At 44.4% G+C, this 23,030-nt stretch carries 20 protein-coding genes and 2 tRNA genes; 6 read left to right on the top strand and 16 right to left on the bottom strand.

Annotated features, from left to right (window positions below; all coding sequences use genetic code 11):
* Positions 1-639: 639 nt before the first annotated feature.
* Complete coding sequence (ggt, locus tag GL182_RS12560) at positions 640-2,301, bottom strand: gamma-glutamyltransferase (RefSeq protein WP_163380014.1); 1,662 nt, start codon at positions 2,299-2,301, stop codon at positions 640-642.
* A gap of 584 nt (positions 2,302-2,885) precedes the next feature.
* On the opposite strand from ggt, the gene GL182_RS12565 reads away from it, so the two are divergent.
* Together GL182_RS12565 and GL182_RS12570 are read left to right on the top strand one after the other, a co-directional pair.
* A complete protein-coding gene (locus GL182_RS12565; RefSeq protein ID WP_163380015.1) occupies positions 2,886-3,077 on the top strand; it encodes a type II toxin-antitoxin system VapB family antitoxin in 192 nt (63 codons plus the stop codon).
* Complete coding sequence (locus GL182_RS12570; protein ID WP_205603644.1) at positions 3,058-3,465, top strand: PIN domain-containing protein; 408 nt, start codon at positions 3,058-3,060, stop codon at positions 3,463-3,465. Before GL182_RS12565 ends, GL182_RS12570 begins: the two co-directional genes overlap by 20 nt.
* Before the next feature lie 278 nt (positions 3,466-3,743).
* Here the strand turns inward: GL182_RS12570 and GL182_RS12575 are convergent, their stop codons facing one another.
* Positions 3,744-5,069: an amidohydrolase family protein gene (locus GL182_RS12575; protein WP_163380016.1), complete on the bottom strand. Its 1,326-nt coding sequence runs from the start codon at positions 5,067-5,069 to the stop codon at positions 3,744-3,746.
* A gap of 151 nt (positions 5,070-5,220) precedes the next feature.
* The gene (locus GL182_RS12580; RefSeq protein WP_240469818.1) at positions 5,221-6,519 is read right to left on the bottom strand and encodes a glycosyl hydrolase family 28 protein; all 1,299 of its coding nucleotides are present in this window, start codon (positions 6,517-6,519) and stop codon (positions 5,221-5,223) included.
* Positions 6,520-6,835: 316 nt separating this feature from the next.
* Here GL182_RS12580 and GL182_RS12585 point away from each other — a divergent pair, with 316 nt between their 5' ends.
* The gene (locus tag GL182_RS12585; RefSeq protein WP_163380017.1) at positions 6,836-7,525 is read left to right on the top strand and encodes a TVP38/TMEM64 family protein; all 690 of its coding nucleotides are present in this window, start codon (positions 6,836-6,838) and stop codon (positions 7,523-7,525) included.
* 533 nt (positions 7,526-8,058) lie between these two features.
* Positions 8,059-9,447, top strand: a complete 1,389-nt coding sequence (locus GL182_RS12590) for a glycine-rich domain-containing protein (protein WP_163380018.1) — start codon at positions 8,059-8,061, stop codon at positions 9,445-9,447.
* Positions 9,448-9,580: 133 nt separating this feature from the next.
* Here GL182_RS12590 and GL182_RS12595 read toward each other — a convergent pair.
* The 3 genes from GL182_RS12595 to GL182_RS12605 form a co-directional block, all read right to left on the bottom strand.
* Positions 9,581-9,653 (bottom strand) — tRNA-Thr (locus tag GL182_RS12595).
* Positions 9,654-9,802: 149 nt separating this feature from the next.
* Complete coding sequence (locus GL182_RS12600; RefSeq protein WP_163380019.1) at positions 9,803-11,686, bottom strand: DUF349 domain-containing protein; 1,884 nt, start codon at positions 11,684-11,686, stop codon at positions 9,803-9,805.
* A 58-nt stretch (positions 11,687-11,744) separates the two neighbouring features.
* Positions 11,745-12,314 carry a YqgE/AlgH family protein gene (locus tag GL182_RS12605; protein ID WP_163380020.1) on the bottom strand — a complete coding sequence of 190 codons (570 nt, stop codon included), beginning with the start codon at positions 12,312-12,314 and terminating at the stop codon, positions 11,745-11,747.
* Positions 12,315-12,410: 96 nt separating this feature from the next.
* Here GL182_RS12605 and pdxH point away from each other — a divergent pair, with 96 nt between their 5' ends.
* On the top strand, positions 12,411-13,049 hold the full coding sequence (pdxH, locus tag GL182_RS12610; protein WP_163380021.1) for a pyridoxamine 5'-phosphate oxidase: 639 nt from the start codon (positions 12,411-12,413) through the stop codon (positions 13,047-13,049).
* A 313-nt stretch (positions 13,050-13,362) separates the two neighbouring features.
* Here pdxH and bshB1 read toward each other — a convergent pair whose 3' ends face one another.
* From bshB1 to GL182_RS12645, 7 genes are all read right to left on the bottom strand, one after another.
* Complete coding sequence (gene bshB1, locus GL182_RS12615) at positions 13,363-14,079, bottom strand: bacillithiol biosynthesis deacetylase BshB1 (RefSeq protein WP_163380022.1); 717 nt, start codon at positions 14,077-14,079, stop codon at positions 13,363-13,365.
* Between the two features lie 267 nt (positions 14,080-14,346).
* Positions 14,347-15,285, bottom strand: coding sequence for a thioredoxin-disulfide reductase (trxB, locus tag GL182_RS12620; RefSeq protein WP_163380023.1), 939 nt, complete (start codon positions 15,283-15,285; stop codon positions 14,347-14,349).
* A gap of 154 nt (positions 15,286-15,439) precedes the next feature.
* Entirely contained in the window at positions 15,440-16,303 is an 864-nt protein-coding gene (locus GL182_RS12625) for an RNA polymerase sigma factor RpoD/SigA (protein ID WP_014021150.1), read from the bottom strand.
* Positions 16,304-16,402: 99 nt separating this feature from the next.
* Entirely contained in the window at positions 16,403-18,538 is a 2,136-nt protein-coding gene (gene pnp / locus GL182_RS12630; RefSeq protein WP_163380024.1) for a polyribonucleotide nucleotidyltransferase, read from the bottom strand.
* Between the two features lie 103 nt (positions 18,539-18,641).
* Positions 18,642-18,917, bottom strand: a complete 276-nt coding sequence (gene rpsO, locus GL182_RS12635) for a 30S ribosomal protein S15 (RefSeq protein ID WP_163380025.1) — start codon at positions 18,915-18,917, stop codon at positions 18,642-18,644.
* 62 nt (positions 18,918-18,979) lie between these two features.
* A complete protein-coding gene (locus tag GL182_RS12640; RefSeq protein WP_163380026.1) occupies positions 18,980-20,875 on the bottom strand; it encodes an LptF/LptG family permease in 1,896 nt (631 codons plus the stop codon).
* A gap of 77 nt (positions 20,876-20,952) precedes the next feature.
* Positions 20,953-21,354 carry an START-like domain-containing protein gene (locus GL182_RS12645; RefSeq protein ID WP_163380027.1) on the bottom strand — a complete coding sequence of 134 codons (402 nt, stop codon included), beginning with the start codon at positions 21,352-21,354 and terminating at the stop codon, positions 20,953-20,955.
* A 92-nt stretch (positions 21,355-21,446) separates the two neighbouring features.
* Between GL182_RS12645 and GL182_RS12650 the strand changes: the two genes are divergently transcribed.
* Positions 21,447-21,520, top strand: a tRNA-Met gene (locus tag GL182_RS12650).
* Positions 21,521-21,812: 292 nt separating this feature from the next.
* On the opposite strand, the gene rplT is transcribed toward GL182_RS12650, so the two are convergent.
* The 3 genes from rplT to infC form a co-directional block, all read right to left on the bottom strand.
* Positions 21,813-22,157, bottom strand: coding sequence for a 50S ribosomal protein L20 (gene rplT, locus GL182_RS12655; protein ID WP_163380028.1), 345 nt, complete (start codon positions 22,155-22,157; stop codon positions 21,813-21,815).
* Positions 22,158-22,252: 95 nt separating this feature from the next.
* Complete coding sequence (gene rpmI / locus GL182_RS12660; protein ID WP_073096640.1) at positions 22,253-22,447, bottom strand: 50S ribosomal protein L35; 195 nt, start codon at positions 22,445-22,447, stop codon at positions 22,253-22,255.
* 21 nt (positions 22,448-22,468) lie between these two features.
* The gene (gene infC / locus GL182_RS12665) at positions 22,469-23,020 is read right to left on the bottom strand and encodes a translation initiation factor IF-3 (protein ID WP_163380029.1); all 552 of its coding nucleotides are present in this window, start codon (positions 23,018-23,020) and stop codon (positions 22,469-22,471) included.
* Between the last annotated feature and the right edge of the window lie 10 nt (positions 23,021-23,030).

The raw sequence follows: 23,030 nt of genomic DNA on the forward strand, positions 1-23,030 counted from the left end.
GGCTTTGCTTAGGGTTTGATGATAGGGAGTTGATTAAGCTTGATGGCCCTCCACGTTTAGCGCAAGAACTGATCAAAGTTCTATCTATAATGGCCACCAGGTGGCATTTCTATCACTCACTTGTCTGGGATGTTTTCCTCGCTAAAATCACATAATCCCTTCGGGATTTAATTTATCGGTTGATCATTTTTTTTCTATAATCTTATCATCCCTTCGGGATTGGGTAAGTCACTTCTTTGGGGCTTCTGTCTGGATACGGGCAAATCATTCGTTCTATATTCTTGCCATCGCTTCCGGTTTTGGTAGTCACCATCCAACTTTTTGCAGGCTACTGATGAAGATAAATCCTTGCTTTACGCTCCAGGCCATTTCCATTAATCCCGAAGGAATGCAGAGATTATAACTAATGGAAGCCTATCGATACCAATTCCCACTTGACAAGGGGGCAAGGGGGATTTAATTACGTACCTATCTATAAATCAGTCATTTGAATATTAGAAACCTTCGAAAAAATCCCCCACTCCCATTTTAAAAGAGGAATTTCGTTTACCTTGAGATTTTTAAATACGTAAATACTTCCACGCTGTCGCAAACGATAGGCACTGCTTACCGTTTTCAATTCAGCATAGGAATACACTTCTAATACCCCGCTGCCTGTCCGTCCTTCCTGGATTCTGAAGCCCCGTAATACACCCCATTTTTACGCATAATGGCCTGATACCCGCCAAAGATACCCTTTCCCATTCGCAGGGTATGGCCTTTGTCCATCAAGTCACGGATCACTTCGTAATCGAACCCTGACTCAAGAAAGGTGCCGCCGCTACTGAGGTTTTCGTCCCGATGATAAATTCGGGGCGCATCTCCTGCTTCCTGCAGGTTCATCTTAAAATCGATGATATTCATGATGATCTGCGCATGTCCCTGCGTTTGCATATCGCCGCCCATCAGACCAAAACTCATAAAGGGTTTATTATCCTTGGTTACAAAGGCCGGAATGATGGTATGAAAAGGCCGCTTACCGGGCGCATAGTTATTGATATGCCCTTCTTCCAAAATAAATCCGGCACCCCTGTTTTGCAGTACAAAGCCCAATCCGGCCGGAACCACTCGGGAACCAAATAGCGCCGAATTGCTTTGAATCAGGGAGACCATATTGCCATCCCCATCCGCAACTGTCAGGTAGATCGTGTGGTCACCTGATGTTAATCCTTCTTCAAACGTTCCTGCCCTTTCGGGATCAATCAGTTTTCTGCGTTCTGCTGCATATTCCTCCGATAATAACCGCTTCAGGGGAATCGTGCCGAAATTGGGGTCTCCATAGTAGGTGGTCATATCCGCATAGGCCAACTTTTTGGCTTCTAAAAAGGTATGGATATGGGCGGCACTGCCATAGCCCATGCTGGCCAGGTCGAATCCTTTGATGATATTCAGCATCTGAAGGGCCGCCATTCCCTGACCGTTGGGTGGCATTTCCCAAATATCGTAACCACGATAGTTGATCGATACCGGATCAACCCACTCGGGCTCGTTGTTTGCCAGATCTGCTGTGCTGAGGTAGCCACCTTCCGCTTGTACCTGATCGGCGATGGTTTGGGCGACTTTTCCCGTGTAAAACCCGTCCCTTCCCTCGTTAGCGATGATTTCCAGGGTATTTGCCAGTTCCGGATTTGAAAATAGCTCCCCTAAACGCGGAAGCCTGCCTTCATCCGTAAAGTAGGTTGCCTCAAAGGATGGATTGTCCCGCCCCAAATTGACAGTTGAAAAATTATCCGATACCTCGGAAGAAACGGGGATACCTTCCCGGGCGTAATTGATAGTAGGCTCAAGCAAATCGCTAAACGCCAACTGTCCAAATTTTTCGTGCAAGGCAAACCAACCTCCCACAGCACCGGGAGTTGTAACAGACAGCGGACCTGTAGTACGGCTTTTACCCGCTTCGACCTCGGCTTTAAATTTGTCTACCGTTAGGCTGCCCGGTGATTTTCCGCTGGCATTGAGACCATACAATTGCTGGGTTTTCTCATCCCAGACAATGGCAAATAAATCTCCACCGATGCCATTGTTTCCAGGATCGGCAAATCCCAAAAAAGCATTCGCCGCGATGGCTGCATCCACGGCACTCCCTCCGCGCTTGAGGATGTCGATGGCAATCTGGGTGGCCAGCGGATGATTGGTGGCCGCCATTCCATTCCGGGCCAATACTTCAGACCGGGTGGCAAAGGCCTTGCCCGACAACCTGTCCTGGGCTTGCGATAAGTGGAGCGATGTCAGTAGTAAGAATAGTGAAAAGAGCGCTTTCATTTTGTTTGGTATTTAGTGGTACGGGTTAAAGGGTCTGCAACAGGACCTTGATTTCCTCATCTGGCGAAACTAGCCCTTCCGGCTCTAGTAAATCCGTTATTCGGACCAATGGAATGGAACTGCCCGCAAATGCCCCCATCGCTTCTCTAATCGAATCGAAAAGGGTACAAAGGATTCATTTGGCATTTCCGGAGATTAAGCTATGAAAAAAAAGCCAAATCGTCACGGAAAAAAACGTGAAAGTCTTTCTTATTGCACCAAGCTGAGCGGGGCAATGAACAACTGATGCATGATTTGAGGATGTGGTGATGCCGTCACTGCGAGGGTGCAAACGGAGTCCAGTCGAATGGTCGTAATCGCCCCGGCACCTGCGGCAGTCTGTCGGTGTGCGAATCCATCATTCGTTTTTGGAGGGCATTCCACGGAGGACTTCCGGTTTCGCTTCGGATCAGATTGCTTCGCTGCGCTCGCAATGACGGTGGTTGATGATTTTCAACTGTTATTCACTATTTATATTTGAACTTAAATTTTCATAAAATAGGTTATATTAGCATATATTTTTATGCGTATAAACACCAAAAATTATGAGAACTACCTTGGAAATACCCGAAAAGCTGATTAAAGAAGCGATGGAGCTTACAGGCGCTAAAACGAAAAGCCAGTTAATAAAAGAGGCATTGGAAGACCAAATAGCACGCATAAAAAGAAAACGATTGATCGCCTACAAAGGAACCATTGATCTGGAAATTGACTTGGATGACCTTAGAAAGCGATAGGATGTCTGGTCACAGGGTTTTGGTCGATAGTTCGGTTTGGATTGACTATTTCAAGTCTGGAAATATCCCCATTCTCGACCGGATGATCACAGAGGATTTGGTATGTATCAACGAGTTAATTTTGACGGAGTTATCGCCTTTTTTGGAACATAAAGGCAGGTATGACATCCTGGAAAACCTTCTTGAATTAGAAATGATTCCCCTGTCCATTGATTGGCAACTCATCCAAAAATACCAACTTTTGAATCTTCAAAAAGGTGTCAATAAGGTCGGTATTCCTGATTTGATCATTCTGCAACAAGTAATTCATCAAAGGATATCCCTTTTCAGTTTTGACAAGCATTTTAAATTAATGCAGGATTATTTAAACTTTGAACTGATAGCATAAGGGAGCATGAGGATGCATATAAAAATAATTCAAACAATGCATTCACTTTTGATTATTCAGAATAATCTCTAGCCCTTCACCCCCATGCTTCTTTCCTTTAAAAGGCGGATATTGGAATAATCGGGCATCGGAATAAAGGTCGGCAAGAAAAAGAGGGACGACCCTTAGGCCCCGCTCAGCGTGAACCAAATTAACCTTTCACCTTTGCGCCCTCTGTGGCTCATTGTGTCCTCTGTGACAAATATTTATTGCACTGCCTCGGATTTTTGCGTCACCTCCTACTCCACCACTTCCTCCCTATCCACCCATTCCCCGTTGAGCATGACTTTTTTGATGGCATACATGGCTTTGATATCCACGGAGGGGTCGCCTTCCACCAGGATCAGGTCGGCTAGCTTGCCGGGCTCAATACTGCCCAGACGGTCCTGGGTACGGAAATAACGGGCGTTATAAAGGGTACTGCTGGAAATGGCCTCCAGCGGCGTCATACCGGCAGCAACCAATAGCTCCATCTCCCGCTGGTAGGCAAGGCCGGGTTGGGCGTATTTACCGGAATTGTGGGAACCAGTAACCACCGTGACTCCTGCCTGATGCGCCATGCCGACGAAATCAAGCATGTTTTGGAAGGCCTTTGCCTGGTACTCCTCGTCACCAACCTGCCTTTCAAAGGTGGTCAGGGTGGGTGACAATACCACCTTATTTTTCACCGCCAGGGCAAGCACCTCTTTCACCCGGTCAGCGGACAAATCTATCTTCGACCACAGGCGGTACCTGCCTTCCCTTCTGTAATTATTATCTGCCTGAACGCCTTCCCTGAATGCTTTCGCGTCTTCTGGATCGGCCAGGGAGGTACCGAAGGAGGTGATGTGTTCGATGCCCTGAAGCCCTGCCATCATGGCATCATCGGCATCTACCAGCTCCAAATGCGCTACTACGGGTATGTGGTAGAAATCAGCCGTCTGGATCACCGTCTCGAAATACTTTAGCGGAAGCCTGAAATAAATTTTAATACCAGATCCTCCCTGCTTCACATAGTCCTTTATCAGCGTTTGGATATGATCCTTACTTCTTATCAGGGCAGCCTGATCCAGGTAGACCCCCGGATAGCCGTCCAGATGGGCTCCTGTCAGGTACACCCGGGGCATTTTGGCCTGGGCAAAGTGGAGCGACTGGTAAAACCGAAAGGGGTGTCCCGGATCCCTGACAGTCGTCACCCCATTGGTAAGAATGGCATGTAATGCCTTGTTGTTGTTTACATTATGTAAATGGGAATCCATCAGACCCGGCAGCAGGCTCATTCCGGTACCATCCATTATTTCAGCTCCTTCCGGAATGGCTACCTGTTCTTCAGTACCTGCTTCCCATATGCGATTGCCTTTGATCAGCACGACTGCCTTCTCCACTGGCGGCCCTCCAAGCCCATCTATCAGGCGCACATTTACGATGGCACTGACCTGATCATTTGAAGGCCCATCAGGTGGGTTTACCTCCAAAAGGGAGGGGTTTTGCGCAACAGCCAGCTGGGTAAGGCCTAAAAAATTAAGTATCAGCAAAAAAACAAAACTGTTCGATAATTTCACCATTTTCTTTGGTTTCACATTCATTTGATAACTGGTTATGTTGGATCTTCTAAATGTATTCATCCTTTTCGAACAAAACAAGCAAGGGGAAGGGGGGCTCGACCCGAAATGGAGATCGGTCCCCGTATTTATTCCATAGCGTCCTTCGTTAAGCCACCGGTTCGAAACAAAATGCTCACCTGACCTTTAACCAAGTGTTTTCGGTCACATTACTCGTCTCCCGAGGGTCCACCTCATACAAGGTAGCACGCTCATTTACCCCGGTATACATGCCATTTAAAAAATGACAGTTGGCTACTTTTGCCTGTATCCTTACCAGGGATTGGCCATTTCCCATGATGTTCATGGCCTGAATGGTATGAATTTTACCCGGTAGCGATTCTTCTCCATAGCCCCTCCCTCCAATCAGCAGGGCTTCATATCGCTCCTCCATGGCCCTAAAAATGACACCACTAATGTAGATATGATGGATTCCTGCCCGGTCGCTGCCCCGTATCGCAACCGCGCGGTACCGGTTTTCACAGGAGATATTCGTAATCACCACTTGCTCGATATCATCTTCCGGTCCGTACCAGCGACTGGCTGTTACCATACTCCCGTTGATATCTCCATTTTGCTTGGGAATATCGGGGGCGGTATCCAAATTAGAAAGCGCTATAAAATCATCCCCTGTTACACCGGAGACATGATCGATCCGAACGTTTTTACAACCCTGTCTCAGGTTAATCCCATCCTTATTCGCCGTCATCAATTGCTCCCCATCCACGGTCACAAACTCTTCGTTGAAAATAGTCACATCGGATAGGTCTATTCCCACCGTTCGCTCAAAACTAATGGTCCAGCCATGGGCATTTTCAAAACGAACATTTTTTAGATTGAAGTCCCGGACGTATCCGATCAACACCATGATATTCCGCCAGTCGCCCGTTTGCTTCAAACCAGGTTTTCCGGCATCACTTCCATAACTTACCCGCCAATTTCCCTTTTCCTGCTCTGCTTGTGGATTCAGGCTAAGCGTCCTGGCACCGTCACCCGTTGCCCGGGGATTGACCGCCCCTTTGAGTACCGCATTTCCAATTCCGTAAATTCGTATATTTTCGTTCCAGACCGGGTCAGTAATGCCTTCCCCTACATTGTCCGAACGGAACAGGTTGTCCCTGCTTGTATCAGAGAGTTGCAAGGTGCAATTGTCCAATATCAGCGTCATATTGCTGGGCAACAACAGCGCACTATCAATCATCCATATGGCCGTTCCATTGGCATTTTCCTTCGGAATGCGTACCACTTGGACACGTTCCTTCGCGGCTTCTATCGCCTGGATAATGCGCTCGGTATCCGTTCCTTCAAATGCATTGGGGGTTACTGTTTGGGGTATCCCAATTCCTCCACTGCCAATAGCAAGGTTTTGGAACCCAAAAAGAAAAAACGCCAGGCCGCAATACATTACCCAACGAAAAGAGTTTCTCGTCAACATAGGGAGGTACTTTTCAACAGAATAAAATTAAGTTAGCTCATACGATCGTTCCGCAAATAATGCGAACCTATACCGGATTTCCGTAAAGGAGGTATTTCTACAAGTAATCGAAAAATAGCCATCTTTGACGGATAATAAAAATCAGCAATTGTCGGATAGAAAAAACAAGGATCCGTAAAAGGGCAGGAACAAATGAAAAAAGCAGATGAATCCGGAAACGCAGGTTTCTCCACAGAAATCTTCCCTTTTTTTTCTGGAAATGAGTACTTTCGGTACAATCTATGTTAATACGTAAACTGTTTTTATCGTTAATTTTATGTCCGAAAATAAACCGGCTGTTTGGCCCTATATTCTTTCCAGTATTTTTTTTGGAACCCTGATCGCTCTTTATTTCCTAAACGACTCGGTTCGGGAATTTTTTTCAGAGGCCTGGGAGGTGCTTCGCAGCAATGATGAGGAGAGAATATCCAATTGGGTGGAGCAATTTGATTTTTGGGGGCCGCTGCTCATCGTGGCTGCCATGACTTTGCAGATGTTTCTGTTTGTGGTTCCCTCCTTTCTATTAATGGTCGTAACGGTAGTTGCCTACGGACCCTGGGCCGGGGCAGGGATCATCCTGGTGGCGATATTCACGGCTTCCTCCATCGGTTATGGAATAGGAGTTAAATTCGGCACGCCAGTAATCGATCAAATCCTTGGCCAAAAAACAGAAAAGAAAATATCCGAATTTCTGGAAGACTATGGCTTTTGGGCCGTCATTGTAACCCGGGTTTCCCCCTTCCTATCCAACGATGCCATCAGCATCATTGCGGGAATGTTGCGCATGGGCTACTGGAAATTTATCGGCAGCACCATGTTGGGAATAGCCCCGCTTACGGCTGTCACCGCCTTTCTGGGGGAAAATACGGATCGGCTGAAAGGCGGCTTGGTATGGGTTGGAGCGGTCAGTCTGGTTGGTTTTATTGCCTATGTCTGGTGGGACCGAAAGCGGAAACACAAGAAATAACGGTAAATTAACTTCCTCCAGCTCTCTGATATGGGAAAGAAAGGGTTGGCAAAACCTGAATACCAATCTGCTGAAGCAGGGTATAGGCAGAAAGTAAAAAATATTTCATTCGCACAAAGCAACGACAAATAAAGTCACCACGAATCAACAACTCTTTAGTGGCATATTGATCCTCTGCCCGTATCGGATTAACTGCCTACCATTGGCCCCTAACAAATTGAGGGGATGCATCTCCTTTATGGTTAAATGATTATCCCCCATTTCACAGGCAAAAGAAGCCAGAGGCAGAACCAGTGAACAAATCTTTCAGGCCACTCCCTTCTCCACTTTTACCTCTTTTACTTAATTAAAAAGTTATAGTTTCAAAAAAATCAGTCAAAAATTAAATTAAAAGTCTCTTTAGATAAACAAAATAGACCTTAAAGGTGTTTGATCTTTTTTAAAAAAAAATTATTTTTAAAAAATAATTATTCACAAAAACGATTATTTTAATACTTAAAAAGGGTTAATGTTTAAATTAAAGAACTTCCTACATGATTATTAAATTTTTACAGTTTTATCTAATCCATATCATTTCATTCCTCGTACTAACAACATCAAATACCTTACTAGCTCAAAGATTTGAAATCCTTCCACCGGTAACGGACTCAACTCCAGGTATCGGCACGTATTCCGTTCCCACATCCACCAGCCTGCAATCTGGTGAATATGTAGACGAGATTGTGCTGACCATAATTATCGTAGGAGGGGGTGGTGGAGGCGGAAGAGGACAAGGAGCAGGAGGCGGAGGAGGAGGCCAGGTAAAGACTTTTACCATTGATACCTCTCCTGAAAATTCATTTAACTATACGGTTGGTGCTGGTGGAACCGGTAGTATTACTGACGGTGTTGGTGGTAGCCCCGGAACACCTACACGTTTTGATACACATACCGCAAACCCCGGTCTAGGTGGTGAAGGTGGAAATGGCGGACGCGGACAGCAATCAGGCATGGGAAGACCAGGGGGAGCCGGAGCTAGTGCTGGTGGTAACAGGAGAGCAGGTGGCGGTGGTGGTGGAGCTTCTGGCAATGGATCTAATGGGACTGTAAGTAACCGTGGTCAGCCCAGAGCTAACGGAGGGAATGGAGGAGCCGGATTACTAGGATATGGTGGGGGTGGCGGAGGATCTGCCAGCTCTAGCCGGTTCCAAACCCAAGGTTCTGGAGTAGATGGTGGTACAAATGGCGCTACAGGAACGGCAACAAATGCCACAAACGGCGGCGGTGGAGGTGGTGGTGGTACCGGAGGTGGGAACGGCGGAAATGGACTGGTAATCATCTCTGCTACCCTCATCATACTTCCTGTAGAATATTCCTACATCAATGCATCCTTTGATGAAAAAACGCGCATTGGTACTATTACATGGGGTACTTTTAAGGAATGGGAAAACTCACACTTCGAAGTAGAGCGTGCGCTTAATAATATAAAGCATTTTGAAAAAATTGGGAAAGTAGAGAGTGTAGGTTATTCCGATCTTCTCACTGATTACAGCTTTTCTGATGATAATCTCCCTCTTTTTGACTGCATGGCCTATTACAGATTAAAGCAGGTAGACTTTTCTGGCGCTTATACCTACAGTAAAACGGTGGGAATAAAGATTTCACAGGTCGGGATAACAAATGGCGTGTGGCGCGCTTACCCCAATCCGACGCTAGGGAAACATCTAAAAATTTCTTTGGTTAATAAAACTCAGTATACCGATGAACAAATCACCTTTCGAATTATCCATCCAGAGCTGATCACTCCAGCAATCAGGGTCAATTCCGAAAACGAAATGAATGAGCAACTGGCAAGCCTTATCTCAAAAATTCCTGGTGGACTAATGGTTATAGAAATCCAATGGGGTCAGAAAGTAGAGTACCTAAAGGTGATAAAGGAATAATTCTACATGCTGCTTTGGAAGATTAATCATTAACAAGTTAATGAAGTAAGTAAAAAATCATTGATGATGCAGATGCTTTTAAAATGAAAAAAGGCACTTACAAGATTGCTCTTATAAGTGCCTGATAATCAAGAGCCTCCTGTCGGGATCGAACCAACGACCTACTGATTACAAGTCAGTTGCTCTACCAGCTGAGCTAAGGAGGCTTTTATAGGATGCTCACATGCAAGGAAAAGCGAATATGAATGATGGCTTTCCCCAAATGCGAGTGCAAATATAATTTTATACCATTAGTAATTCAAAATTTCACCCAATAATTTTAAAAAAAATACTTACTTTACTCTGCATGAGTAAATTAAAATTCCCGGATGATGGACAGCTTTTTCTTCAACTTATCCACTTCCTGCTCTGCTTTGTCAATTTTTTCCTCGAACTGGTCTTTCAATTTATCGGCCGTTTTCGAGGAAGCAAAAAACTCCAGGTTGTTTCGCCAAAGGGTGATGTTGTTTTCAAGATCAGAAATTTGCTTCCTAATGCCATGCTCTTTCTTATTCAGCACCTTGTTGCTATTGGGATCCGCCTGCAGCTTGTTCAGGTTTAGCCTGAAAAGGAAATCATCTTTGCTTTCTCCTTCCAGATCCAATTGGCTGAGATAGGTATTTACAGCATCATTGAATTTAGCGGATATATCCTTCATGTTTTTCCTGGGCACAAAACCTATCTCGTTGTACTGCTGGATCAGGGCTTCCAGATTTTCGGGGCTGCTGCCCTCCTTATCCGCTGCTTCTGCTGTTATCTGCGCACAAACCGCTTCCTTAGCCGCCAGGTTTTCTTCAAAGGCTTTGTTGGTCTCCTTATTGGCACTTCGACGGTTATCGAAAAACGTGTCACAGGCCTTTTTGAACCTCCCATACAAACTGTCTCTGAATTTTTCCGGCAGAGGCCCCAGCTCTTTCCACTCTTTTTGTAATTGGATCAGGTGATTGGAAGTTTCCTTCCAGTCTGTGCTTTCCAGGTGTGATTCCGCATCTGCAATCAGCTTTTCAGCCTTTTCCTTGTTCTGATGCCTGACCTCATCAAGTTCTTTGAAAAACTGGTTTTTATGTTGAAAAAACTGTTTGAAAAGCCCCCAGAATGTTTTGTTGATTTCCTTTCCGGATTCTCTGGGCACCGGGCCGATGGCTTCCCATTCCTTTTGAATAGCCAGTATTTCTTTGGTTTTGGTATTCCAATCCCGGATTTTTTCTGCCTTAAATGCTTTAAAGGCATCCAGCTTCTCTATCAATTTTACTTTTAAATCCTGGTTGGCTTTAAAAACCTCCTTTTGGCTATCGTAATACGCTTTTCTTTTGTTATAGATGGCATCCGAGGCTCCTTTGAATCGCTGCCATAAGGCCTCCTGCTCCTCTCTGGGAACGGGGCCTATGTGTTTAAAATCTTCATGCAGGTCATTGAGTGATTTGATGGCTTCTTTGATATCTTCCTGCTCCGACAGGGCTTCGGCTTTCTCACATAGCTCCAGTTTACTTTCCAGGTTCTTCTTCCGGTCCAGTTCTTTCAGCTCAAAGTAAATGCTCCTGTTATCATAAAACCTGTCCATCAGGGCATTGTAGGATGCCCAGAGGTTCTTGTTTTGGTTATGGGGAACAGGACCTATTCTCTTCCATTCTTCCTGGATTTTTTTTATGGTCTCAATGCTATTGGTAGTTTCCTCACCATCTACCAGACCCCTCAGGCGATCCAGAATCTGATTTTTCTCCTGGGCATTTTTTTCTTTGGAGCGCTCTAATTCCTTTATCTGCTGGTGTCTTTTATCCTTAAATTGCTGATAAGTAGCGAAAAATTCCCTGTCTTCATCCAATCCCCTGTAATCGAAACCTTCCTCCTCTCCGCCTTCAGCAATAAATTGCTGCAGTGCCAGGTCTTTTTCTTTTTGGTAATACTCTTCGTAATGGTTTTTGATTTCCTGAACAAGGGCATCACTTTTGATGAAATGCTGCTGGCTGACAATTTCCTTCAGGGCCTTGAGCAATTGTGGCTTGTCGTAATTGTTATAATCAACTCCTTCTTCCTCCTGATCCTCCTCTTCCGATTGTTCAGCATCAGCCTCATTGACCGGAGTCTTTTCGGTAGCTTCCTCTCTTTGATCCTCATCTGCTTGCACTCCTGATTCCTGCTTGTCCACCAGGTCTTCAGTAACCTTGTCCTCTTTTTCGGACATTTCTTTATCCTTATCCATATTATTGTAGTATTCCTGCGTAAATCAAACCATACTGAACAAAAGTAGCAATTTTGGGCTAATTAAGTCTTGGGTCAATGGGATAATTTGCCAAAACCTGAAAATCACCTCCCATATTTTTCAAGATCACCCGCCACAAATCATCCGGTTCGGATTTGAATATATTTTTTGCCTGGGCATTGTCACAGACAATCCAGGTGTTCTCTGATAGTTCTGCTTTCAATTGGCCACTTTCCCAACCCGAATACCCAATAAAAAACCGGTAATCTGTCATATCGACCAGCCCCAGTTTATTTTTTTCGAGCAGTTCAGTAAAACTTCCTCCCCACCAAAGCATTTCTCCCAGGGAAACGCTATCTTCCAACTGCTTCTCCCCCTGATAGATAAAATGAAGGGTATTTTGTTCCACCGGTCCACCTACATATACCTCCTTGTCCATCAACTCACACCCTTCCAGCAACTCATCCAGTTTAAAGATAGAAAGTTTGTTCAATACCAAACCAAATGAGCCCAATTCGTTGTTTTCACACAAAAGCACCACCGATCGGACGAAATTTTCATCCTGTAGGAAAGGCTCTGAAATGAGCAGGCTTCCTGATTGGGGAGATATGTTAGATGGTGCATGCATCAATCATCAATTATATGAAGGTTTAATTTAAAAGAAAAAAATTTAAATACAATATATTTATATTCTTAAATTTATTTTCTGATTTATTTTGAAAAAATGAAATTAGCAGACATAAGACAGGAATATTCCTCTAAAACTTTAGATATTAAAGGGATGGATCCCAACCCTTTAGAACAATTCAAGTTATGGTTGTCCAATGCGCTCGCTGCACAGGTAAATGAACCTACAGCCATGCACCTTTGTACGGTAGATAAAGCCATGAAACCTGCCGGTAGGATTGTTTTGTTGAAGGGAGTAGACGAGGGTTTCGTTTTTTTTACCAATTATACCAGTCAAAAAGGCAGGCAACTCTCCGAAAATCCTTTTGCTTCCCTGACATTTTTCTGGCCTGAACTGGAAAGACAGGTAAGAATATCCGGGCAAGTCTCAAAAATACCGGCAGAGGAATCCGATGAATATTTCCTTAGCAGACCGAAGGAAAGCCAGATTGGGGCCTGGGTCAGTCCTCAGAGCCAGGTGATCCCTGACCGGGAATTTTTGGAAAAAAATCTGGCCCTCACCGTGGAAAGGTTTGAGAGGGAAACCTTAAAACGACCGGAATCCTGGGGAGGATTCCGTTTGATGGCGATTGAAATCGAGTTTTGGCAAGGCCGGCCGGCACGCCTGCACGACCGCATCCTGTATACGCTTTCTACTTCCGAAAATCAATGGAAAATGGAAAGATTGGCACCCTGAAGTGTAACAAAAAAACTCATAGCTGCGTCCTTTTTGAACTGACATTGCTATCAGCTCGTAGCCTTACCATGAGGAAAAAAATGTCATAGTCGCCATCTACACCTATATTGAAGTTTAGTGCCAGGGGAAGTTTGTAACTTCTCCCTGTTATTTCCGGTGATGTAAAAAGTCAAAACGGGTCCTATAGGCCATTACAAATGGCCTATCGGCATGTTTTCCAAAAACCTTGAATAGGTGTTTCGTATTGAACCACCCTTGAAAAGGCCTCAAAAACGTCTTTACAATTATAAATCGGTGTAATATGCTACACCGTTTACAACAAATCAAAAAGATTCTTTACTCCGGCCACACGCTCTACGGTAAATCCCTCTCCATATTTCACGTTGATTTTATGGCCCATTTCCCGGCTTCTGGCCTCGATAAAATCCAGGAAGTCGGGCCGGGAGATAAAACTTTCCGGCTCCTTGGACTCCGGATTGTAAAACTGGGACTGGAAAGCCAGGATACTGTTGATTTTGGTTTCCCAATGGGAAGAAATATCCACCACCAGATCGGGTTCGATGTAGTTGTTCTGGATGTAATGGTAAATGGCTTTGGGCCGCCATGCCTCCTGTAGCTTGCCATCCATTTCAGTTTCTACCTTTCTCAGCCCACTGATAAAGCAGGCATGAGATGCCATACTTCCGCCCTTTCCATGATCCGGATGGCGGTCACTCACGGCATTGGCCAGTACCATCTCGGGACGGTATTTCCTGATGATCCTGGCTATGGCTACCTGGTGGGCTTGATCATCTTCAAAAAAAACATCTTTGAATCCCAAATTTTCACGGGCACTCAAGCCCATAATCTTTGCCGCCTGCTCAGCCTCTTCCAACCGAAGGGCTGGTGTGCCCCTGGTACCCATCTCTCCCTGGGTCAGGTCAAGAATACCTACTTTATACCCTTTTTCCACATGGGAAGCTAAAGTCCCGCTACAAGACAGTTCCACATCATCCGGATGGGCTGCAATGGCCAATATATCCAATTTCATAAATTATTCTTTAAAAGTACATTTTTACCTGCCCGGTACGGTAGGCTCTAGCTACTCATTCTTAAAATAAAAGGGAACTGGATGGCATGTTATTGCGTATTCTGGTTTACCACAACCCCATCCAATCCATGAGCAATACCGGCAATTAAAACAAGCCACAACTCCTTTACCTGACCTGTGGTTACTGGGTATTCCTGAAGGAAACTTTATCTAAGGATCCATCAATCACCGCCTACAGGGCTTTGACAACTTTAGCTATTTGCCGGGCTACTCCTGTGCGGAAAGAAATCTTTCAGCATCCAGAGCGGCCATACAGCCCGTTCCAGCGGCAGTTACCGCCTGTCGGTATTCGTGATCCTGAGCATCTCCGCAGGCAAAAACGCCTGGAATATTTGTCTTGGTACTGCCCGGTTTGGTTTGTATGTACCCATTTTCATCCATATCTATCAGGCCTGTAAAAACATCGGTATTGGGCTGATGTCCTATGGCTACAAAAAATGCGGCCACATCCAGCAGTTTTTCTTCTCCGGTTTGGTTATTTTTCACCCTTACGCCATTGACCTCCTCTTCACCTAGAATTTCTTCGGTTTCATGGTTCCACAGGATTTCGATTTTAGGATTGTTCATCACCCTTTTTTGCATGATTTGGGAAGCCCTAAGTTCATCTCTTCTTACCAGCATGTACACTTTACTGCAAATATTTGCCAGGTAACTGGCCTCTTCACAGGCAGTATCCCCTCCCCCGACGATAGCCACATCCTTTCCTCTGAAGAAGAAGCCATCGCAAACGGCACAGGCAGAAACGCCCTTTCCATTGAGCCTGGTTTCACTTTCTATCCCCAGCCATTTGGCAGAAGCTCCGGTAGAGATGATCACCGTTTCGGCTTGAATGGATTTGCTGTCATCCACCAATACTTTATAGGGTCGCTGACTGAAATCCACCTGAGTCACCACCCCATACCTGACTTCCGTACCAAAACGCTCCGCCTGTTTCCTGAAATCTTCCATCATCTGGGGGCCCATTACCCCGTCCGGGTAGCCGGGATAATTTTCCACATCATTGGTAATGGTAAGCTGCCCTCCGGGCTGTATACCCGTATATAATACCGGTGATAAACCGGCTCTGGATGCATAAATGGCGGCGGTATATCCCGCGGGTCCTGACCCTATGATGAGGACTTTTATTGTTTCGGTCTCCTGACTCATTACTTTAGGTATTAATCAATTTTATAAAATTCAAATAGTTATGGCATGTTAACAAAATATAAAAACAAAAAAGTTTAATTTACTTCAATAAAATTTTCATACACATAAAAAAAGGGCGACCTGCCCTTTTCAATATTTCGCTTTTCAGCAAGTTTTAACCCAGATAGGGTTTCAGGGTTTTACTCCTGCTGGTATGTCTCAATCTCCTGATTGCCTTTTCCTTGATCTGCCTGACCCGCTCACGGGTCAGGTTAAATTTCTCTCCAATTTCTTCCAGCGTCATGGCGTGTTCCCCATTCAGTCCAAAATAAAGGGTGATCACATCTGCTTCTCTTTGGGTCAGGGTCGAAAGGGCCCGCTGCACTTCTTTTCGCAGGGAGTCATTCATCAAGCCATCGTCAGGTTTGATTTCCCCGTCATTTTCCAGTACATCCAGGAGGCTGTTTTCTTCCCCCTGCACAAAGGGTGCATCCATGGACACATGTCTGCCGGAAATTTTCATGGTGTCTACTACCTCACCGGCAGTAACTTCCAGCACTTCAGCCAACTCTTCAGGAGAGGGTTCTCTCTCAAACTTCTGCTCCAATTCAGAAAAGGTTTTGCTGATCTTATTCAAAGATCCTACCCTGTTCAGAGGCAACCTTACAATTCTGGATTGTTCCGCCAAAGCCTGAAGGATGGACTGCCGGATCCACCATACTGCATAGGAGATGAATTTAAATCCACGGGTTTCATCAAAACGCTGGGCGGCCTTGATCAGACCCAGGTTTCCCTCGTTGATCAGATCCCCCAGAGATAACCCCTGATTTTGATATTGTTTGGCAACAGAGACAACAAATCGCAAGTTGGCTTTGGTCAGTTTCTCCAGGGCAAGTTGATCCCCTTCTCTGATTCTTTTGGCCAAAACCACTTCCTCGTCTGCTGTCAATAGATCTACCTTACCTATCTCTTGAAGGTATTTATCCAGGGATTGACTCTCCCTGTTGGTAATCTGTTTACTGATTTTAAGCTGCCTCATTCAATTGTATCTATTATTTTTAACGCATTCATAACAGAAGTTTCCTGAAAATAAGTTCAATTTTTAATAATTGTTCTAAATTTTCAGAAAACTTTCAGCTTATTTGTCTTTTTTTTCTGGTTTTGGCAACAAAGCTTTTCTGGATAACTTGAATTTGCCTGTTTTCTTGTCCACATCAATGAGTTTTACAGCAATTTCCTCGCCAGATTCCAGTACTCCATCCATGGATTCGAGCCTCTCCCATTTGATCTCAGAAATATGCAACAAACCATCTTTGCCTGGCATGAATTCAACGAAAGCTCCGAAAGGCATGATGTTTTTAACCTTTCCGGTATATACTTCTCCGATCTCAGGTTGGGCCACGATGGATCTTATCCTCGCAACAGCACTGTCCATGGCATCCTGATTATTTGAAAAGACATTGATACGGCCCACATTGTCCACTTCTTCAATGATAATGGTAGCGCCAGTATCTTTTTGAATTTCCTGGATTACTTTACCGCCCGGACCTATGACCGCTCCGATCAGCTCTTTAGGTATTTGCATGTTGAAAGACCTTGGGGCATGTGGCTTGAATTCTGCCCTTGGCTCGGCCAAAGTTTTGTTGATTTCATCCAAAATATGCAACCGTCCCTTTCTGGCCTGGTACAAAGCTTCTTTCAATACATTATAATCGAGTCCCTCTACTTTAAGGTCCATTTGACAGGCAGTAATACCTTTTGCAGTACCCGTCACTTTAAAATCCATGTCTCCCAAATGGTCTTCATCACCGAGGATATCAGAAAGGATGGTATAATCTCCCGATTTGGCATCAGAAATCATTCCCATCGCTATACCCGTTACCGGAGCTTTTATCGGAATTCCCGCATCCATCAATGCCAGGGAGCCGGCGCAAACCGTAGCCATGGAGGATGAACCGTTGGATTCAAGAATATCGGACACTACCCGTATGGTGTAGGGGTTTTCGGCATCAGGGGGCAATACTTTCTTCAAAGCCCTCATGGCCAGGTTGCCATGGCCTACTTCCCTTCTTCCAGGACCCCGATTGATTTTTACTTCTCCGGTAGAAAATCCGGGGAAATTGTAATGCAAATAAAATTTATTGTAACCGGAATGTACGGCTCCATCCACCATTTGCTCGTCCAGCTTCGTACCCAGGGTACAAGTGGTGATGGATTGGGTTTCTCCTCTGGTAAAAACAGCTGATCCGTGAGCGGAAGGCAAGTAATCTACCACGGACCAAATGGGTCGGATTTCGTCCGGGTTTCTTCCATCCAGCCTTTTCTTCTCCTTCAGCGTAAAATTTCTTGCGGCCTCTTTGTGAACTTTACCAAAGTACCTGCTGATCAACCCTTCATCGTATTCATGCTCCTCTCCCAAACTTTCCACAAAGGCCTCTTTGATGGCTTTGGTCAATTCAGAACGTTCCTGCTTATTGGCAATCTGCCGGCTGACCACCTCATAGAGCTTGTCATACAGTTCCGATTTCATCTTTTCGAATAAGGCCTCATCATTGACTTCGTGGCTGTATTCTCTTTTCACTTCTTTTCCAACCAATTTGGTCAGTTCCTTCTGTACCTGACAGTGCCTTTTCAGTTCTTCATGAGCAAACTGAAGGGCTTCTACCATTTCATCCTCAGCGATTTCATCTCCTTCACCTTCTACCATCAGGATAAATTCTTCAGATCCGGCCACGATAAGTTCCATAGAGGCCCTTTCCAGGTCGGCAGGTTTGGGGTTAATGACGAGTGAACCGTCTATTTTGGCCACACGCACCTCAGATATGGGACCGTTGAAAGGAATATCTGATACTGCCAATGCAGCAGAGGCAGCCAGTCCTGCCAAACAATCCGGTAGGACCTCCTCATCTGAGGACATCAAGGTGATGGTAATATTGGTATCGGCATGATAATCGTCCGGGAAAATAGGCCTGATGGCCCGGTCAACCATACGGCTGATCAGTATTTCATAATCGGATAACCTGCCTTCCCGCTTCAAAAATCCACCCGGAATCTTTCCGGAGGCAGCAAATTTTTCCTGATAATCTACAGACATGGGCAGAAAATCCACCCCTTCGCCCGCTTCTTTTTTGGTAACTACGGTAGCCAGCAACATGGATTTACCCATCTTTACCATGACTGCCCCATCTGCCTGTTTGGCTAAGGCTCCTGTTTCAATGATGATTTCCCTACCATCTTCCAGGGTGATGGTTTTTGAAATTGAATTTGGTAACATAAATTTTTGATTCTGAATAAGGTATAGTTGTAAAAGTAAGGTTTAATAACAGAAGGTAGCAAAAAAGTAAGGTTCCCTGATAAAAGGGAACCCCACGTGGTTGTTATTTACGGATACCCAGGTCTGCAATGATAGCCCGGTACCTCTCAATGTCGGTCTTTATCAGGTAATTCAGCAATCGCCTTCTCTTACCTACCAGCTTCAAAAGACCTTTTCGTGATGAGTGATCTTTTTTGTTGGTCTTTAAGTGTTCCGTCAGATGCGTAATCCTGTAAGTAAACAGGGCAATTTGTGATTCAGGAGACCCTGTATCTTGTTCTGACTTCAACCGACCATGATTCTTGAATAGTTCTACTTTCTCTTCTTTCGCTAAATACATGCTTAGTCAAATATGATGTAAATTTTTTAAAACAAAGACAAAGGTAGCTGTTTTATTCGAAATTATAAAACTTCTTCTTTTAACTTTTTGTCTGCCTCTTTGGGGGATGCTGTAGGAGATTGCTTTCGTACCATGGTTTTTTTTATTTTATCCCATATCGCCTGGTAAAAATCCGGCTCAAAAAGCCGGGCATCTTTTCTGGCCTGCCTGAGGAAAAACAAACCAAATGGGATCAGTGCCAGATTGGAAAAAAAGGTACCAAAAAAAGTGTCTGACATGCCTTCTTTGGCCCACTTTTCTCCAGTAATGGTCAACATGTAATACATGATAAAGAAAATAATGGACATCAACACCGGCATGCCCAAGCCTCCTTTTTTGATAATGGCACCCAATGGAGCGCCTATCATAAACATCACAAAACAGGCCAGAGACTGGGTATATTTCTGGTACCAGGCTACCTTAAAAACCCTGTAATTGCGTTGTACTTCATTAATCCGGGTTCGGTTGGTGGTAAAATTATTCTTGATGTTTCTGGCAGCCGTCAGCCCTACAGTGGCCTCCGAAGTCCTGTACCTGGGGGTATTCCTCAGGGAGTCTAGCTTTTGTTTTTGCTCCGCTGTAAGGGTAGCCGGCTCAGGCTTGTCCTTACCCATTCCTGCATTTTTATTGATCCTGCCCATATCGGGCTGGGTAGCCAGGTCATTGATGCTGTCCCTTTCATTCATTTCAGCATCACTGATCAAATCTTCCCCCGCAGCAGGCTGGTTATTACTGAGTGTGTCTCCGATGGCATCCACCGAAGCACCGTTTTCAGTCGGAGAAATAGTGTCGCCTGAAGCCAATAAAGTCGTATCCGGATCAGCAGATGGTGCAGTGCTTTGATCAGTACTGTCCTGGCCGGAGGCATTTCGTACTGTATCTCTGTTCGTCGCTACATTTTCATTTACCGGCCTTCCGTTTTCCGGGTTTTCGTATTCGTCTTTATATTTTAAGTTTTTCAGTGAATCCGACTCATTCTTTTTGTCTACGATCTCTTTGGGAGGTGTCAACTTCCGGGTCCTTCCAAAGTAGTTGTAAGAGGCTTCGGTATTGGCATAATTAAAAAAATACCAATGGTTAAGCTCCCGGTCCATGGAATCCAGGTCTACCCTGATTTCACCTATATTTTTGATGGATTTACTGTTGGACCAAAGGTTTTCAGGCGTTCTTTTCATGTCAAATGCGTCCAGGCTGAATACCATTTCGTTTTTATCAAACCTGGTCCTGCTGAAAGTCACCGGCTTGTCCTTGATCCCTCTTTGCCCGGTACCTTCCTGATAGCTGTTTCCATTATATAAGGTCAGCATCATGTACCTGTCATTGAAAAAGGATTCCATCCTGCCAGAATCTGCGGTGATCACATGAAGGTTTCCCTGTCCCTGTGTATGGTCATAGATGAGTACCTCTTCCAGCCTTACCTCATCCAATTTGCGGTTGACCTTTATGCTGTAATTCGGTATGCCATTGTAAAACACCCCCTCCTTGATATCGAGCGCAGGCGACTTCATCCGTATGTCATACAGCAAACTGAAAGTTTTTAAGTTTACCCTGGGAACTACATAGTTATTGGACAAATAGGCAAAGACGGTTAAAAAAACGACAAATATACCGATAGGAAGCATGGCCCGGAGCAGGGAGATGCCACTACTTTTGATGGCCGTCAATTCAAAATGTTCTCCCAGGTTACCAAAAGTCATCAAAGAAGAAAGCAACACAGCCAGGGGAAGTGCCATGGGAGAGATACTGATCACAAAATAACCAATCAACTCCATATAAACCATAAAAGGGAGGTCCTTGCCAAATATTTCGTCAAAATATTTGAGCATATTCACCGTGAGGAGGATAAAGTCCACTACGATGAAAGTGAGTAAAAATGGCCCCAGAAAGGAACCCAGGATCAGTTTATCTAATTTTTTCATGAAACGCCTTTTTCCCTTCATTTAAAAGACGAAACAAAATTGAACATATTATGTTAAAAATGATAATTCTAAAGTGCTTATCCACCGATTATTTCCTTGAGACTTCCGATTAAGCCCTCCCAAATGGAGCGCTGCTCCTGTTCATCATAGGCATCTCCATACTCAATCACACGAAGATAAAAGGTTTGTGTCAATTCATTTTCCTCCAGCTTGAATTCGATAAAGGGGTTGTCTGAACTTTCCTCTTCCTCTACAGAAGGGTCGAAAAACTCAAATTTGACATGGTGATTGGTGCGCATGATAACCGGTTTGGCATAGTGGTTTTCTCCATCGTATATAAAGTTATAGACCTTGTCTTCATTGATAACCACATCGTCTGCAAACCACTGTGATAAACCGCTGGCCGTACTTAGGTACGGATAAATGATCTTTTTGGAGGTATTTATCTGGTAATCCGCAACAAATTTAATTTTCTCCATAGCCTTAGTTATTCTGGTTATAAAAAGTCTTTTTTTAGGTTCTCCATTATTTGCAATTCAAGGATTATCCTCACATATTTGCATTCTCATTCGGCGAGGTAGCTCAGATGGTTAGAGCGCAGGATTCATAACCCTGAGGTCAGGGGTTCAATTCCCCTCCTCGCTACATTTCATACAGGTCTCCAATCGGAGACCTTTTTTTATTGACCATGATGGGGTTTGCTTCTAATTTTCCCATAGGAAAGCATCAAATAACGAATCCTTCGCCCTCTTTACTTATTGTTTTAGTACAAGGGACATGAAACCTAAACAGCTTTTCTTTGAGACATTCCCATTGAAAAGACTAAAGGAAAAGTAATATAAGGAAAATTTCAAAAAAGTAAAGCTTATTGTCCGAAAGGGAATACAAAAAAAGCCCTCCTGAGAGGGCTTTTATATTTATAGCATGCAGAAAATCCTTATTTTACCTTCTCTACTATGGCTTTGAAGGCATCCGGATGATTCATGGCCAGATCGGCCAATACTTTCCTGTTCAAATCAATGCTTGATTTTTTCAACATACCCATAAACTGGGAATAGCTGATGCCGTATTGTCTGGCACCGGCGTTGATCCTTTGGATCCACAATGCCCTGAATTCTCTTTTCTTGACCTTCCTGTCCCTGTAGGCATACTGAAGGCCTTTTTCATATTTATTCTTGGCTACTGTCCATACATTTTTACCTCTTCCGAAGTAACCTTTAGTAGCTTTTAATACTTTTTTTCTCCTTGCTCTTGAAGCAACTGCGTTTACCGATCTTGGCATGATTGTTTTAGTTTTTGACTTTTGGTGCTTTCTATTTTAAAGACTTGATAAACCAAAGGTCTGGTGAATTTTTAACCTGTTTAATTTGATGGGAATCAAATCCTGAGCATGGCTCTTACTCTTCCTTCATCCGTCTCATGGACTTCTCCCATTTTGGTAAGATTTCTCTTCCTTTTGGTAGATTTCTTGGTCAGGATGTGGCTTTTGAAAGCATGCTTCCTTCTGATCTTTCCAGTGGCAGAAAGCTTGAACCTTTTCTTGGCACTTGACTTAGTTTTTACTTTTGGCATTACCGTATATGATTAGTTAAATTATTTTTTACCTGCTTTGGGAGACACAAAGATATTCATCCTCTTGCCTTCCATTTTGGGAAGTTGCTCCACTTGTCCATAGTCCTCCAGGGCCTGGGCAAATTTCAGCAGTAGCATTTCACCCCGCTCTTTAAACACAATGGTACGACCCACAAAATGAACATAGGCCTTGACTTTCGCCCCATCTTTCAGAAAACCAATGGCATGCTTTAATTTGAAGTCAAAGTCATGGTCATCCGTATTGGGACCAAAACGTATTTCCTTCACTACTGTCTTGGCTGCATTGGATTTGATTTCTTTTTGCTTTTTCTTCTGTTCGTACTTGAACTTGGCATAATCAATCACCTTACAGACAGGTGGTGCTGCGGAAGGAGAAATTTCAACGAGATCAAGTCCGTTTTCTTCGGCAAGAGCAATGGCTTTATCCGTCGCCATGACCGCATTGCCCCCCTCTACAAAATCCCCCACAACCCTGACTTCTCTGGCCCTGATTTTTGAATTTACCTTATATGGTTCCTCTTGTCTCGGAGTATACGTTCTTTTTCCTCTCAAAATAGTTATG

The sequence above is a fragment of the Cyclobacterium sp. SYSU L10401 genome, assembly GCF_010993705.1.
Taxonomy (GTDB): Bacteria; Bacteroidota; Bacteroidia; order Cytophagales; family Cyclobacteriaceae; genus Cyclobacterium.

What these genes read in the sequence shown, in the direction of transcription:
- ggt (WP_163380014.1), bottom strand. Translation starts at nt 2,301, where the DNA reads ATGAAAGCGCTCTTTTCACTATTCTTACTACTGACATCGCTCCACTTA.
- GL182_RS12565 (WP_163380015.1), top strand. Translation starts at nt 2,886, where the DNA reads ATGAGAACTACCTTGGAAATACCCGAAAAGCTGATTAAAGAAGCGATG.
- GL182_RS12570 (WP_205603644.1), top strand. Translation starts at nt 3,058, where the DNA reads ATGACCTTAGAAAGCGATAGGATGTCTGGTCACAGGGTTTTGGTCGAT.
- GL182_RS12575 (WP_163380016.1), bottom strand. Translation starts at nt 5,069, where the DNA reads ATGAATGTGAAACCAAAGAAAATGGTGAAATTATCGAACAGTTTTGTT.
- GL182_RS12580 (WP_240469818.1), bottom strand. Translation starts at nt 6,519, where the DNA reads ATGTTGACGAGAAACTCTTTTCGTTGGGTAATGTATTGCGGCCTGGCG.
- GL182_RS12585 (WP_163380017.1), top strand. Translation starts at nt 6,836, where the DNA reads ATGTCCGAAAATAAACCGGCTGTTTGGCCCTATATTCTTTCCAGTATT.
- GL182_RS12590 (WP_163380018.1), top strand. Translation starts at nt 8,059, where the DNA reads ATGATTATTAAATTTTTACAGTTTTATCTAATCCATATCATTTCATTC.
- GL182_RS12600 (WP_163380019.1), bottom strand. Translation starts at nt 11,686, where the DNA reads ATGGATAAGGATAAAGAAATGTCCGAAAAAGAGGACAAGGTTACTGAA.
- GL182_RS12605 (WP_163380020.1), bottom strand. Translation starts at nt 12,314, where the DNA reads ATGCATGCACCATCTAACATATCTCCCCAATCAGGAAGCCTGCTCATT.
- pdxH (WP_163380021.1), top strand. Translation starts at nt 12,411, where the DNA reads ATGAAATTAGCAGACATAAGACAGGAATATTCCTCTAAAACTTTAGAT.
- bshB1 (WP_163380022.1), bottom strand. Translation starts at nt 14,079, where the DNA reads ATGAAATTGGATATATTGGCCATTGCAGCCCATCCGGATGATGTGGAA.
- trxB (WP_163380023.1), bottom strand. Translation starts at nt 15,285, where the DNA reads ATGAGTCAGGAGACCGAAACAATAAAAGTCCTCATCATAGGGTCAGGA.
- GL182_RS12625 (WP_014021150.1), bottom strand. Translation starts at nt 16,303, where the DNA reads ATGAGGCAGCTTAAAATCAGTAAACAGATTACCAACAGGGAGAGTCAA.
- pnp (WP_163380024.1), bottom strand. Translation starts at nt 18,538, where the DNA reads ATGTTACCAAATTCAATTTCAAAAACCATCACCCTGGAAGATGGTAGG.
- rpsO (WP_163380025.1), bottom strand. Translation starts at nt 18,917, where the DNA reads ATGTATTTAGCGAAAGAAGAGAAAGTAGAACTATTCAAGAATCATGGT.
- GL182_RS12640 (WP_163380026.1), bottom strand. Translation starts at nt 20,875, where the DNA reads ATGAAAAAATTAGATAAACTGATCCTGGGTTCCTTTCTGGGGCCATTT.
- GL182_RS12645 (WP_163380027.1), bottom strand. Translation starts at nt 21,354, where the DNA reads ATGGAGAAAATTAAATTTGTTGCGGATTACCAGATAAATACCTCCAAA.
- rplT (WP_163380028.1), bottom strand. Translation starts at nt 22,157, where the DNA reads ATGCCAAGATCGGTAAACGCAGTTGCTTCAAGAGCAAGGAGAAAAAAA.
- rpmI (WP_073096640.1), bottom strand. Translation starts at nt 22,447, where the DNA reads ATGCCAAAAGTAAAAACTAAGTCAAGTGCCAAGAAAAGGTTCAAGCTT.